This window comes from Pseudarthrobacter humi (genome assembly GCF_024294965.1).
GTDB lineage: Bacteria > Actinomycetota > Actinomycetes > Actinomycetales > Micrococcaceae > Arthrobacter > Arthrobacter humi.
The window spans coordinates 182,192-193,926 of sequence record NZ_JANCLV010000006.1 but is presented as its reverse complement, the minus strand read 5'-3'; the positions used below and the strand labels follow the sequence as shown (position 1 = coordinate 193,926).

At 66.5% G+C, this 11,735-nt stretch carries 14 protein-coding genes; 1 reads left to right on the top strand and 13 read right to left on the bottom strand.

Features of this window, described 5'->3' with window-relative positions; genetic code table 11:
- Window positions 1–20: 20 nt before the first annotated feature.
- From lgt to hisI, 8 genes are all read right to left on the bottom strand, one after another.
- Window positions 21–1,175 carry a prolipoprotein diacylglyceryl transferase gene (gene lgt / locus NFC73_RS11195; protein WP_254750168.1) on the bottom strand — a complete coding sequence of 385 codons (1,155 nt, stop codon included), beginning with the start codon at window positions 1,173–1,175 and terminating at the stop codon, window positions 21–23.
- A gap of 5 nt (window positions 1,176–1,180) precedes the next feature.
- On the bottom strand, window positions 1,181–1,987 hold the full coding sequence (trpA, locus tag NFC73_RS11190; RefSeq protein WP_254750166.1) for a tryptophan synthase subunit alpha: 807 nt from the start codon (window positions 1,985–1,987) through the stop codon (window positions 1,181–1,183).
- Window positions 1,987–3,390, bottom strand: a complete 1,404-nt coding sequence (gene trpB, locus NFC73_RS11185; protein ID WP_246848759.1) for a tryptophan synthase subunit beta — start codon at window positions 3,388–3,390, stop codon at window positions 1,987–1,989. The genes trpA and trpB overlap by 1 nt, the downstream gene beginning before the upstream one ends.
- A gap of 72 nt (window positions 3,391–3,462) precedes the next feature.
- Complete coding sequence (gene trpC, locus NFC73_RS11180) at window positions 3,463–4,284, bottom strand: indole-3-glycerol phosphate synthase TrpC (protein WP_254750164.1); 822 nt, start codon at window positions 4,282–4,284, stop codon at window positions 3,463–3,465.
- On the bottom strand, window positions 4,284–4,571 hold the full coding sequence (locus NFC73_RS11175) for an HGxxPAAW family protein (RefSeq protein ID WP_254750162.1): 288 nt from the start codon (window positions 4,569–4,571) through the stop codon (window positions 4,284–4,286). The genes trpC and NFC73_RS11175 overlap by 1 nt, the downstream gene beginning before the upstream one ends.
- Before the next feature lie 117 nt (window positions 4,572–4,688).
- Window positions 4,689–5,291 (bottom strand): Trp biosynthesis-associated membrane protein, encoded by a 603-nt coding sequence (locus NFC73_RS11170; protein ID WP_254750161.1) that lies wholly within the window; start codon window positions 5,289–5,291, stop codon window positions 4,689–4,691.
- Window positions 5,288–6,889, bottom strand: coding sequence for an anthranilate synthase component I (locus NFC73_RS11165; protein ID WP_254750159.1), 1,602 nt, complete (start codon window positions 6,887–6,889; stop codon window positions 5,288–5,290). Before NFC73_RS11165 ends, NFC73_RS11170 begins: the two co-directional genes overlap by 4 nt.
- 124 nt (window positions 6,890–7,013) lie before the next feature.
- Window positions 7,014–7,421: a phosphoribosyl-AMP cyclohydrolase gene (gene hisI, locus NFC73_RS11160; protein ID WP_254750157.1), complete on the bottom strand. Its 408-nt coding sequence runs from the start codon at window positions 7,419–7,421 to the stop codon at window positions 7,014–7,016.
- A gap of 135 nt (window positions 7,422–7,556) precedes the next feature.
- Here hisI and NFC73_RS11155 point away from each other — a divergent pair, with 135 nt between their 5' ends.
- A complete protein-coding gene (locus tag NFC73_RS11155) occupies window positions 7,557–8,201 on the top strand; it encodes a TIGR03085 family metal-binding protein (RefSeq protein WP_056345972.1) in 645 nt (214 codons plus the stop codon).
- 140 nt (window positions 8,202–8,341) lie between these two features.
- Here NFC73_RS11155 and hisF read toward each other — a convergent pair whose 3' ends face one another.
- From hisF to ribA, 5 genes are all read right to left on the bottom strand, one after another.
- Window positions 8,342–9,118 (bottom strand): imidazole glycerol phosphate synthase subunit HisF, encoded by a 777-nt coding sequence (gene hisF, locus NFC73_RS11150; protein ID WP_141140182.1) that lies wholly within the window; start codon window positions 9,116–9,118, stop codon window positions 8,342–8,344.
- A 57-nt stretch (window positions 9,119–9,175) separates the two neighbouring features.
- The gene (gene hisG, locus NFC73_RS11145; protein ID WP_141140181.1) at window positions 9,176–10,036 is read right to left on the bottom strand and encodes an ATP phosphoribosyltransferase; all 861 of its coding nucleotides are present in this window, start codon (window positions 10,034–10,036) and stop codon (window positions 9,176–9,178) included.
- Between the two features lie 93 nt (window positions 10,037–10,129).
- On the bottom strand, window positions 10,130–10,393 hold the full coding sequence (locus tag NFC73_RS11140) for a phosphoribosyl-ATP diphosphatase (RefSeq protein ID WP_056345618.1): 264 nt from the start codon (window positions 10,391–10,393) through the stop codon (window positions 10,130–10,132).
- A 104-nt stretch (window positions 10,394–10,497) separates the two neighbouring features.
- Window positions 10,498–10,983 carry a 6,7-dimethyl-8-ribityllumazine synthase gene (ribH, locus tag NFC73_RS11135; protein ID WP_141140180.1) on the bottom strand — a complete coding sequence of 162 codons (486 nt, stop codon included), beginning with the start codon at window positions 10,981–10,983 and terminating at the stop codon, window positions 10,498–10,500.
- 17 nt (window positions 10,984–11,000) lie between these two features.
- The gene (gene ribA / locus NFC73_RS11130; RefSeq protein ID WP_254750155.1) at window positions 11,001–11,732 is read right to left on the bottom strand and encodes a GTP cyclohydrolase II; all 732 of its coding nucleotides are present in this window, start codon (window positions 11,730–11,732) and stop codon (window positions 11,001–11,003) included.
- Between the last annotated feature and the right edge of the window lie 3 nt (window positions 11,733–11,735).

The window sequence follows — 11,735 nt, the reverse complement described above, 5'->3', positions numbered from 1 at the left end:
TACCCTGCCGTGCTGGCGTCCTACTTGCTCGTGCCAGCCTCCGGCGCGGATTCCGTCGCCTTGTGGCGGGAACTTCCGGTTACCGGCGACTCCGTTACGGGCTTGTCGCCGTCCCGGACTGCCGGTTCCTCTTCCGTTGGGGTGGAAGGGATCCGGGCACCATTTTGGTTATGTGGGAGACTATCACGCGATTCACTATCCGAGACAGAAGAGTCCGCATCGCGGACCGGCGACTCTTCCTCCCCCGCAGCGTCCACGTCCTCGACTGCTGCCGGCTCGCGGCCCGCCAGGAAGGGAGTGTCCGGTTCCGGGCGGCCCTTCAACCCCAGCACGACGAACACAATGAGTGCTGCCACAAAGACAAAGATGCTGGTCCAGACGTTGAGCCTGGTGGTGATCCCGAACAGGTTGATCTGTTCGGCGTCGTCGATCCGCATTGCTTCGATCCAGACCCGGCCCAGCGTGTAATACATGGCGTAGAGCCAGAAGAGCCGGGCGCGGCGGAAGTGGAATCGGCGGTCCAGGGCCAGCAGGATGAGCACACCGGCGATGTTCCAGAGCGACTCGTACAGGAACGTGGGGTGGAAGAGCGTATCCACCGGCATGCCGGCCGGGAAGTTGGGGTTGTCCGCATCAATCTGCAGGCCCCACGGCAGGGTGGTGGGCCCGCCGAAGAGCTCCTGGTTGAAGTAGTTGCCCCAGCGGCCAACGGCCTGCGCCAGCAGCAGTCCGGGCGCCGCGGCGTCCAGGAAGGCGGTGAGTTTCACACCGGACCGGCGGCAGCCGATCCAGGCGCCCAGGACGCCCAGGACCACGGCACCCCAGATGCCCAGTCCGCCACGCTGGATTTGCGGGATGAGCCACAGGTCGCCGGTCCCGTCGAAGCCGGGCCCGAAGTAGGCGTCCGGGGACGAAACCACGTGGTAGAGCCGGCCGCCGATGATGCCGAAGGGTATCGCCCAGATGACGATGTCCCAGACGCTGCCTTCGGGTGCGCCGCGGCGGGCCCACCTGACGGACGTGAGCCACAGGCCCACGATGATCCCGGCGAGGATGCACAGGGCATAGGCATGGATCCGCAGAGTCCCCCACGGCAGCGGGATGTCGAAGCCGGACCAGTCCGGGCTGGGGATGCTGGCCGGCAGCAGGGCGGCGGCCTGAAGGAGGATCTGCATGGTGGTTAAGCTTCTTCCCTGACGAGTCCGGCGCTCAGGTCCCGGGTGAGGTCGGCGACGGCGGGGACTCCCCCGTCACGGATGGCGGCAACAAGCGCGGTGCCAACGATGACACCGTCTGCGTATGCTGCGATCTCGCGGACGTGGCTGGCGTTGGAGACTCCGAGTCCCACGCAGACGCGTTCAGCGCCGGCGGCGTGCGTGTCGGCCACGAGCTTCTCCGCGCTGCTGCTGACGGCCTGGCGGGTCCCCGTCACGCCCATGATGGAGACGGCATACACAAAGCCGCGGCTTGCCTTGACCGTCATGGCCAGGCGCTCCGGGGTGGAGGACGGCGCCACGAGGAACACGCGGTCCAGTTTGTACTTGTCCGAGGCGGCGAACCATTCCGATGCTTCGTCCGGGATTAGGTCAGGCGTGATGAGCCCTGCTCCCCCGGCCTCGGCCAGCCGGCGCGAGAACTCGTCCACACCCATCCGGACCACGGGGTTCCAGTAGGTCATCACCAGCACGGCGACGTCCGTGGCTGCCGTGATGCCGGCGACAACGTCAAAGACGCTCTCGACCCGGAATCCGTTGGCGATCGCTTCGGTGGTGGCGGCCTGGATGACGGGGCCGTCCATGACGGGATCCGAGTAGGGAATGCCGATTTCGATCAGGTCGGCACCGTTCTTCGCCATGGCAATGCCTGCGTCGATGGTGGCCTGGACGTCCGGGTACCCGGCAGGCAGGTAGCACACGAGCGCTGAGCGCCCGGCGTCCCGTGCACGGTCGATGGCGGCGGCGGACTTGCTGGCCGTCTGTTCAGTCATCAGTTCTGGTCCTCGTTGTTGTCCGCGGCCTTGGTGGCAGGGGCAGCTGTGGCGGGAACGGCTTCAGTTTCTGCTCTGTCGGCAGGCCCCTTGGGCTTGCGCGTGGACAGGTTGGTGCCCTTGACCTTGCCCTCCTCGTCGAGCATGTCAAACCATTCCGCGGCGGTCTCAACGTCCTTGTCGCCGCGGCCGGAAAGGTTCACGATGATCACCGTTTCGGACGGGTCAGCGGTGCCTTCAGTGAGGCGCTTGCCAACCTTGATGGCACCCGCGAGGGCGTGTGAGGATTCGATGGCGGGGATGATTCCCTCTGTCCGGCACAGCAGCTTGAACGCGTCCATTGCTTCGCTGTCGGTGATGGGTTCGTAGCTGACGCGTCCGATGTCGGCCAGGTAGGCGTGCTCCGGGCCCACGCCCGGGTAGTCCAGGCCTGCGGAAATCGAGTGCGACTCGATGGTCTGCCCGTCGTCGTCCTGCATGAGGTAGGAACGTGCGCCGTGCAGGACACCCGGCTTGCCGAGGGTGATGGTGGCTGCATGCCGGCCGGTTTCCACGCCGTCGCCGCCGGCTTCAAAGCCGTAGATCTTCACGGACGGATCATCCAGGAATCCGTGGAAGATGCCGATCGCGTTCGAACCGCCGCCGATGCAGGCGCAGACGGCGTCAGGCAGTTTGCCGGTCTGCTCCAGGATCTGGGCGCGGGCTTCCTCGCCGATGACCTCGTGGAAGAAGCGGACCATGGCCGGGAACGGGTGCGCCCCGGCAGCGGTGCCCAGCAGGTAATGCGTGTTGTCGACGTTGCTGACCCAGTCCCGGAGGGCGTCGTTGATGGCGTCCTTGAGGGTCTGGGAACCGTTCACCACTGGCACCACAGTGGCGCCGAGCAGCTGCATCCGGGCGACATTCAGTGCCTGCCGGCGGCAGTCTTCGGCGCCCATGTAGACAACGCATTCCAGGCCGAGGAGCGCGGCGGCGGTGGCGCTGGCAACGCCGTGCTGCCCGGCGCCGGTCTCGGCGATCACGCGGGTCTTGCCCATGCGCTTGGCCAGCAGTGCCTGGCCCAGGACGTTGTTGATCTTGTGGGATCCGGTGTGGTTGAGGTCCTCGCGCTTGAGGAAAATCCGGGCACCGCCGGCATGCTCGGAGAACCGCTTGGCTTCGGTCAGCAGCGAGGGACGGCCGGAGTAGTTCTTGTTCAGGTCGGAGAGCTGGGCAAGGAATTCGGGATCTGCCTTGGCCTTTTCAAAGGTGTCTTCGAGCTCGTCCAGGGCGGCGATCAGCGATTCAGGCATCCAGCGCCCGCCGTAGCCGCCGAAGTATGGTCCCGGGGCGTGCTTCAGCGAGCCGCCCTGCAGGAAAGCGTCCGCAGCGTTGTTGTCAGCGTTGTCTGAGGATTCAGCCATCAGTCCCGTCCTGTTCAAGTTGGTCGTTCGGAAGTGTTGTGCCGCCGGCGCCAGGGCCGGCGGGTACCCGGACTAGGCCCGGGCGGAGATGGCGGCAGCGCCGGCCGCCGTGAATTCGGCGATCCGGTCACGCGGCGTTGCGTCGCTGACCAGCGCCTCGCCCACCAGGATGGCGTTGGCGCCGTTGGCGGCGTAATGCGTCACGTCGTCCACGCCGCGCACACCGGATTCGGCGATGACCAGCGCTTGGGCCGGAATCAGTCCGGCGAGGGAGGCGAAAACGGAACGGTCGACGTCGAGCGTCTTCAGGTTGCGCACGTTGACGCCGATGATGCGCGCCTCGGCCGCTACCGCCCGTTCGATCTCCTCTTCGGTATGCGTCTCCACGAGCACGTTCATGCCGAGTTCGCGGCTGAGCGCGCTGAAGTCCCGGAGCTGGCCGTCAGAGAGCGACGCGACGATGAGCAGGATCAGGTCCGCGCCGTGTGCGCGGGCCTCCCAGATCTGGTACTCGTCGAGGGTGAAATCCTTGCGGAGCAGCGGAACGTCCACGCGGGCACGGACGGCGTCCAGGTCCGCAAGGGAGCCGTTGAAGCGCCGCTGTTCGGTGAGGACGCTGATCACGGCTGCTCCGCCGTCGGCGTACTGCTCTGCCAGCGCTGCCGGATCCACGATGCTGGCGAGGTCGCCCTTGGATGGGCTGCGCCGCTTGATTTCCGCGATAACCTTCAGCTGGTCCCGCTGCACCGCGGTGCCGCCGAGGGCCGACCAGGCGTCCCGGGCGGGTGCCGCGGCCGCCGCCAGATCCTTCAGCTCCGCCAGCGAAACGAGACGCTTCCTGGCCTCCATATCCTCCCAGACACCGGCATTGATGTCGTCGAGAACAGTCGCCATCAGTGGCCGGTGCTCTTCAGCTTGCTGCCTTCGACGCCGTAGCCCGCCTTGCGCATGATGTAGCCAAGGATGAGGCCGAGGACCATCACGGCTGCGCCGGCAATGAAGATGGGGGTGTTGGCGATAACAAAAGCGATGGACGCGATGAGGGCGCCGACCAGCATAACGATCACGCAGGTCCAGGCCGCGGGGCTGTTGCCGTGGCCAAGTTCCTGGCTGTGGTCAACGACGCCGGGGGCAACGGTCCGGGTGCCTGATTTCGATACGGAAGCGGGTGCTTTGCTCATGTGAATCTCCTCGGGATGAATACTGCTTACATTCTGCCATTTTTTGGCCGTGACCTGCCCATCGGCAGTCCGGGCGCAGGTTTAGCGGGCTGCTCGGGTTTGGCTGCGAGCGGGGATTCAGGTGGGATCGTCGCCGCGCGAGAGCCGGTCCCAGCTGTCGATCTCGTCCACAGGACCGGTGGCGGCCGCCGTACTGCCGGCGGGTCCCCCGGATGTGGCTGCGTCATATTTGGTCCGCGACTTCCAGTGCCGGCCAGCGGGGATGATGAGCAACGCGGCCAGCGCCAGCAGGGCACCGGCGACAACGGCGAGGACCGGGAAAACGGTAACAGCCACTTCCGCGTTCCCGCCGGTGACCCCGGTGGCAGCGGCGATCGAGCCCTGCGCGGCGCCCAGCGGGTCAGCCAGCACTGTGGCGGCCGCGGCAATGATGCCGACGGAGGCCAACATGATGAGGGCGGTGATGACCCACCGCGCGAACTTTCCTGCGATGGATGCTGCCAGGCCGCCCGCCAGTGCCACGACGGCCAGGGCTGTCACCGCGGTGGCGGCCTTGCTGCCCTGGACCGGAAGGGTGTTCTGGTCCCCCGCGGCCTGGCCCACCTGGTTGGCGTCCAGGGTGACTGTGATCCAGGTCTGGGTGGTGGCGCCGAAAACGGCCAGCGCAAAGACGGCGATCAGCAGTACCAGCGTGGACTTCCTGGCCCAGGCCGGCGTCATTCGGCGCCCCGGCTCTCCCCGGCCGTGCCGGCGTCGCTGATGTAAGAGGTCCCCGGGAGGGATTCCGCCGTAATGTTGTGCAGCGTTCCCGCGGTGTGGACGGCCCGGAGCGGCGCGGCCGCCTTGTTCACGGTCTCCAGGGCTTCCGTGGGGTTCACCGAGTCCGCCACGATGCCTCCCCCGGCCTGGACGTAGGCGCGGCCTTCGCGGAGAAGGGCCGAGCGAATAGCGATGGCCATGTCCATGTCGCCGGCAAAATCGAGGTAACCCACCACGCCGCCGTAGATGCCGCGGCGGTGGGGTTCAAGCTCGTCCAGCAGGCGCAGGGCCCGGGGCTTCGGGGCACCGGACAGGGTGCCTGCGGGGAACGTCGCTTTCAGGACGTCGTAGGCGTTGGCGTCCGGGGACAGCCTGCCCACCACAGTGGAGACCAGGTGCATGATGTGGCTGAACCGCTCCACCTCCATGAACTGCGTGACGTCCACGGTTCCCGCCACGCAGACCTTGGACAGGTCGTTGCGGGAGAGGTCCACGAGCATCAGGTGTTCGGCGCGTTCCTTCTGGTCGGCCAGCAGCTCCTCGGCAAGGGCTTTATCTCCCTCCACCGTCTTGCCGCGGGGACGCGAACCGGCGATGGGGTGGGTGATCACTTCCTCACCGGTCACCGTCACCAGGGCCTCGGGCGAAGACCCGACGATCGAGTACTCCCGGCCGTCGGCGTCCTCAAGGCTGAAGATGTACATGTACGGGCTGGGGTTGGTGTTGCGCAGGACGCGGTACACGTCAAGGGGCGAGGCGCCGCACTCCATCTCGAAGCGGCGCGAAATCACCACCTGGAACACTTCGCCGTCCACGATGGCTTCCTTGCCGCGGTCCAGCGCTGCCAGGTAGGAGGGTTCGTCCCACCGTTCCTCAACGCTGGAGGCGAAGTCCAGGGCGGCGGGTTCCAGCACGGAAACCGGCTGGGCCACGGGTGTGCTGATCGTGGTCAGAAGGGCCTTGACCCGGGCCACGGCATCTTCCCAGGCCTCGTCCACGCGGTCGGAGCTGCCATCGAAGTTAATTGCGTTGGCGATCAACAGCACCGTGCCGTCATGGTTGTCGTGCACTGCCATGTCCGTCACCAGGTTCAGCGCCATCTCGGGCAGGTGGAGGTCATCCTCCGGCGGGCTGGTCAGCCGTTCCCAGTGGCGGACAGTCTCCCAGCCCAGGAAGCCGACCAGTCCGGACGTGAAGGGCGGCAGGCCGTCAAACCTGCTGGTCCGCAGTGCTTCGATGGTGTCGCGGATGGCGTCCACGGGGTTGCCGTCCAGGGGCACTCCGGCAGGGGGCTGTCCCAGCCAGTGCGCTTGGCCGTCCTTCGTGGTCAGGGTTGCCCGGGACTTCGCGCCGATGAAGGAATACCGCGACCACGTGCCGCCCACCGCCGCGGACTCCATCAGGAACGTGCCGGGCTGGCCCTGGGCCAGCTTCCGGTAGAGGCCTATAGGGGTCTCCGCGTCCGCCAGCACTTTGAGCGTGACGGGGATGACCCGGTTGTTGCCGGCGAGTTCGCGGAACTCCTCGAGGCCCGGGCTGATGATTCCAAGGTCCTGCATGGCTATGCTTCGCCGCCTGTTCTTGTGTGTCGCCTCGTGAAATGTCGCCGGGTGTGGAACGGCGCCAGTCCTATGCTGCCAAAAGTGTTCGCCTGGGGGCAGGTCAACCGCCCAGGGCCGTGGATCAGAGCGCCTCGCCGGTCTCGACTTCCAGGTCCCTGCCGTCGAAGCAGGTCCGGGTGCCGGTGTGGCATGCCGCGCCGACCTGGTCCACGCGGATCAGGAGGGCATCGCCGTCGCAGTCCAGGGCAACCGATTTGACCCACTGGACGTGGCCGGAGGTGTCCCCCTTGCGCCAGTATTCCTGGCGGGAACGGGAGTAGAACGTGACCCTGCCGCTGGTCATGGTGCGGTGCAGGGCTTCATCGTCCATCCAGCCCAGCATCAGCACTTCGCGGGTGTCGAACTGCTGCACCACCGCGGCAACCAGCCCGGCGCCGTCGCGCTTCAACGCGGCCGCGACAGCGTGCGGAAGCGGGCCTGTGGTGGGGGCCGGGACTATTACGGGGGCGGAGGCGGGCTGCTCAGACATCAGACCAAGTCTAGTGCCTCATCGGCGGCCCCGAATATGCACCAACGGGCATACAAACAGTGTGTGAACAAGGGCACCTATGGGCTAGCGGTTCTGCTGCCCAACTTCCCTGCTCTCGTGCTAGTTTCACAAGTGATGCATTTCGTCGAACCGTCCCGAGAAGTCCTGGCCGAAACCCTGCTGGCGGCCGGCCCTGATGCCCCCACCCTCTGCAGAGGCTGGCGCACCAGGGACCTTGCCGCGCACCTTTACCTTCGCGAACGCAAGGCTGCCGTAGGGCTTGGCCTCATCATCAAGCGCCTGTCCAAGGCTTCGGACAAGGCCACCGCCAAGCTTGCGGCGAAGCTGAAAACCGCTGACGACTACACCGGCCTCGTGAACACCTTCCGTAGTGGCCCGCCTGCTCTGTCCCCCATGAACATCAAGGCCTTGGATGAGAGCTCCAACCTGATCGAATATTTCGTCCACACCGAGGACATCCGCCGGGCTGTGGACCGCTGGGCGCCGCGCGCCCTCGACGAGGCCTACTCGGATGCCCTCTGGGACGAACTGATCAAGCGGGCAGCCATCCTTTACCGTGGCGTCGACCTCGGCATTGTGCTGGTGCGACCGTCCGGCCCGCGGCACGTCGCCAAGCGGGCACCGGTTTCGGTGGCGATCGTGGGTGAGCCGGGTGAACTGCTGATGCACGCCCACGGCCGGACCCGCCACGCCCTGGTCACCTTCGAAGGCCAGCCGGACGCCGTCGCCCTGCTCCAGTCGGCTGAAGTCGGCCTCTAAAACCAGCGGGGGCCACGCCCGCCGGGTTCCCTGTCCGAGCTTGCGAGGAAAGTGTGCGGGTGGGGAGGGTCACGTCTTGCCCAATAACCATCGGTTTTTGGGCAAGAAGTGACCCCGCGTTGCTGAGTCGGGTGGGGACGCTAGCGGACTTCGAAGCCTGCGTCGCGGATGGCCTGCTTGACCTGGGACATCATGTTGTCCGGGCCCCAGTGGAAGATCGACGCGGCCAGCACGGCGTCCGCTCCCGCGGCGACGGCCGGCGGGAAGTGGGCCGGTTCCCCGGCACCTCCTGAGGCGATGATCGGCACTTTCACGGCTGCCCGGACGAGCCGGATCAGTTCCAGGTCGAAGCCGTCCTTGGTGCCGTCGGCGTCGATGGAGTTGAGCAGGATTTCGCCGATGCCGCGGTCGGCGGCTTCCCTGGCCCACTCGATGGCGTCGATCCCGGTTCCGGTGCGGCCGCCGTGGGTGGTCACTTCAAAGCCCGACGGCGTGGGCTGGGACCCGGGGCGGGTCCGTCGGGCGTCCACGGACAGGACCAGCACCTGCGAACCGAAATGCCGGCTGATTTCATTGATGACGTCCGGCCGGGCAACGGCGGCCGTGTTGATGGAAGCCTTGTCCGCGCCGAAACGCAGGAGCTTGTCCACCTCGGCGACACCGCGGACACCGCCGCCCACGGTCAGCGGGATGAAGACTTCCTCGGCCGTGCGGCGGACCACGTCGAAAGTGGTTTCGCGGTTGCCCGAGGACGCCGTGACATCGAGGAACGTCAGCTCGTCGGCGCCCGCATTGTCGTAGCGGTGCGCCAGCTCCACCGGGTCACCCGCGTCGCGGAGCCCCTCGAAGTTGATGCCCTTCACAACGCGCCCGGCGTCGACGTCGAGGCAGGGGATGACTCGTACAGCTACAGCCATGGGGACTCCTGGAATTCTCGGTGGATTCTGCGGCGCGGCGTGGACCGGGCGGGATGCTCAGATACGGCAGGCGTGGATGCTGCTGACCAGGATGGCGCGCGCGCCGAGGTCGTAGAGCTCATCCATGATCCGGTTCGTTTCCTTCTTCGGAACCATGGACCGGACGGCCACCCAGTCGGAGTCGCGCAGCGGTGAGACGGTGGGTGATTCCAGGCCGGGAGTCAGTGCGGCGGCCTGTTCCACGAGTTCCTTGCGGATGTCGTAGTCCATGAGTACGTACTGGCGTGCCACGAGGACGCCCTGCAGGCGGCGGATCAGGACTTCAATCTCCTTGGCGGTGCCGTTCGCCGCTCCGCCTTCGCCGGTGCGGCGGATCAGGACCGCTTCCGATTTGAGGATCGGCTCGCCGAAGATTTCCATCCCGGCGGCTTTGAGGGTGTTGCCGGTTTCCACGACGTCGGCGATGGCGTCAGCTACGCCGAGGCGTACTGACGACTCCACGGCGCCGTCGAGCCGGACCACCTTGGCGTTGATGCCCCGCTCGGCGAGGTAACCGCGGAGCAGCCCGTCATAGCTCGTGGCGAGGCGCTTTCCTTCAAGCTCTTCTGCTGTGGCGAAGTCGCCCACCGGTCCAGCGAAGCGGAACGTGGACGCAGCGAAGCCCAGGGGCAGCAGTTCCTCAGCCTCCACCTCGGCGTCCAGCAGCAGATCGCGGCCGGTGATGCCGACGTCGAGCGTTCCGCGTCCGACGTAGACAGCGATGTCGCGCGGGCGGAGGAAGAAGAACTCGATGTCGTTGTCAGGGTCCATCATGACCAGCTCGCGGGTGTCGCGGCGCTGGCGGTAGCCCGCTTCGGTCAGCATGGCGGAGGCGGCTTCGGACAGGGAGCCTTTGTTGGGGACGGCTACTCGCAGCATGGGGGTCTTTCTTGGTTGGGAGGTCTGTGGATCAGGCAAACGGGCCACGCAGGGCACGGGCAGGCAGTTGTTGACCGCCGCGTGCCACGGTGGCTACAGATGCTTGTAGACGTCTTCCAGGGTCAGGCCTTTAGCGAGCATCAGAACCTGCAGGTGGTAGAGCAACTGGGAGATTTCCTCGGCCGTGGCCTCATCGGATTCGTACTCAGCGGCCATCCAGACTTCGGCTGCTTCCTCCACGACTTTCTTGCCAATGCCGTGGACTCCGGACTCCAATTCAGCGACGGTGCGGGAGCCTGCCGGGCGGGTGGCTGCCTTCTCACTCAGTTCAGCGAACAGCGTCTCGAAATTCTTCACGCCCTACAGCCTACTTGCTGCCGGCCCGGGGGCGCCTTTCGGGCCGCTGCATGACGGGCGCGATGTGAGCGAACACACACCGCGCCCCGGCAGCCCGCCCGCTGCTACGTGTACTGCTTGAGGAGCAATGCGGTGGCCAGGGCGGCCGTCACGGCTTCGTGGCCCTTGTCCTCGCTGGAGCCCGGCAGGCCCGCGCGGTCCAGTCCCTGCTGCTCCGTATCGCAGGTCAGCACGCCGAAGCCCACCGGGACGCCGGTGGAGACACTGACATCGGTCAGTCCCGACGTCGCCGCCTGGCAGACGTATTCAAAGTGCGGCGTGCCGCCCCGGATCACGACGCCGAGGGCCACCACTGCATCAAAGTGCGGTGCCAGCCGCGCGGCGGCGACGGGAAGCTCGAAGGCGCCCGGAACGCGCAGCACGGTGGGTTCGCTGATGCCCGCGTCCTTGGCGGCGCGCAGGGCACCGTCCAGGAGTCCGTCCATGATCTGGGTGTGCCAGCTGGCTGCCACAATGGCCAGCCGCAGCTGCGACGTTTCCGCCGGGTTGAGGGTGGTGAGGTCAATATCTGGTGCGCCGTGTCCGCTCATGCGTGAATCTGATCCGTTCAGTTTTGGTCGTGGTCGAAATCGTCGGCAGCGCCGCTTGGCACCGTGACAACGTGGGTGTCCAGCGTCAGCCGGTGCTCCATGCGGTCCTTTTTGGTCTGCAGGTAGCGGATGTTCTGGTCGCGGGAGGGCACCTCGGTGGGCACCATTTCCACCACCGTCACACCGGCTTTGGCGAGCCTGTTCTTTTTGTCCGGGTTGTTGCTCAGGAGCCGGATCTCGTGGAGGCCCATCTCGGCCAGGATCTGGGCGGCCGCCTTGTAGCAGCGGGCGTCCACCGGCAGACCCAGCTGTTCGTTGGCCTCCACGGTGTCAAAGCCCGCTTCCTGGAGGGCGTAGGCCTTGATCTTGTTGGCGAGTCCGATCCCCCGGCCTTCCTGCCCGCGCAGGTACAGCAGCGTGCCGCCGAACTCGTTGATCAGCTCCAGGGCATAGGCCAACTGTTCGCCGCAGTCACAACGGTAGGAGCCGAAGACGTCGCCGGTCAGGCATTCTGAATGCAGTCTGACCAGCGGGGCAACGCCCTCCCGGGGCGGGTTGGGTGAACTCACCGCCAGGTGTTCGGCGCCTGTGACCAGGTCTGTCCACGCCTGGGTAATGAAATCGCCAAATGCCGTGGGCAGCTGCACAATGGGACCGCCGCTCACGGGGTGGTGGGCCCGGCCATTGCCGGCCGCCCCGCGGTGGTGGCCGTTCTGGTGGCTGTTGTCCGATACTCCGGAAGCCGTCATCAT

Bases quoted from the DNA above. Each gene is read 5' to 3' on its own strand.
- lgt (WP_254750168.1), bottom strand. From the start codon at position 1,175: ATGCAGATCCTCCTTCAGGCCGCCGCCCTGCTGCCGGCCAGCATCCCC.
- trpA (WP_254750166.1), bottom strand. From the start codon at position 1,987: ATGACTGAACAGACGGCCAGCAAGTCCGCCGCCGCCATCGACCGTGCA.
- trpB (WP_246848759.1), bottom strand. From the start codon at position 3,390: ATGGCTGAATCCTCAGACAACGCTGACAACAACGCTGCGGACGCTTTC.
- trpC (WP_254750164.1), bottom strand. From the start codon at position 4,284: ATGGCGACTGTTCTCGACGACATCAATGCCGGTGTCTGGGAGGATATG.
- NFC73_RS11175 (WP_254750162.1), bottom strand. From the start codon at position 4,571: ATGAGCAAAGCACCCGCTTCCGTATCGAAATCAGGCACCCGGACCGTT.
- NFC73_RS11170 (WP_254750161.1), bottom strand. From the start codon at position 5,291: ATGACGCCGGCCTGGGCCAGGAAGTCCACGCTGGTACTGCTGATCGCC.
- NFC73_RS11165 (WP_254750159.1), bottom strand. From the start codon at position 6,889: ATGCAGGACCTTGGAATCATCAGCCCGGGCCTCGAGGAGTTCCGCGAA.
- hisI (WP_254750157.1), bottom strand. From the start codon at position 7,421: ATGTCTGAGCAGCCCGCCTCCGCCCCCGTAATAGTCCCGGCCCCCACC.
- NFC73_RS11155 (WP_056345972.1), top strand. From the start codon at position 7,557: ATGCATTTCGTCGAACCGTCCCGAGAAGTCCTGGCCGAAACCCTGCTG.
- hisF (WP_141140182.1), bottom strand. From the start codon at position 9,118: ATGGCTGTAGCTGTACGAGTCATCCCCTGCCTCGACGTCGACGCCGGG.
- hisG (WP_141140181.1), bottom strand. From the start codon at position 10,036: ATGCTGCGAGTAGCCGTCCCCAACAAAGGCTCCCTGTCCGAAGCCGCC.
- ribH (WP_141140180.1), bottom strand. From the start codon at position 10,983: ATGAGCGGACACGGCGCACCAGATATTGACCTCACCACCCTCAACCCG.
- ribA (WP_254750155.1), bottom strand. From the start codon at position 11,732: ATGACGGCTTCCGGAGTATCGGACAACAGCCACCAGAACGGCCACCAC.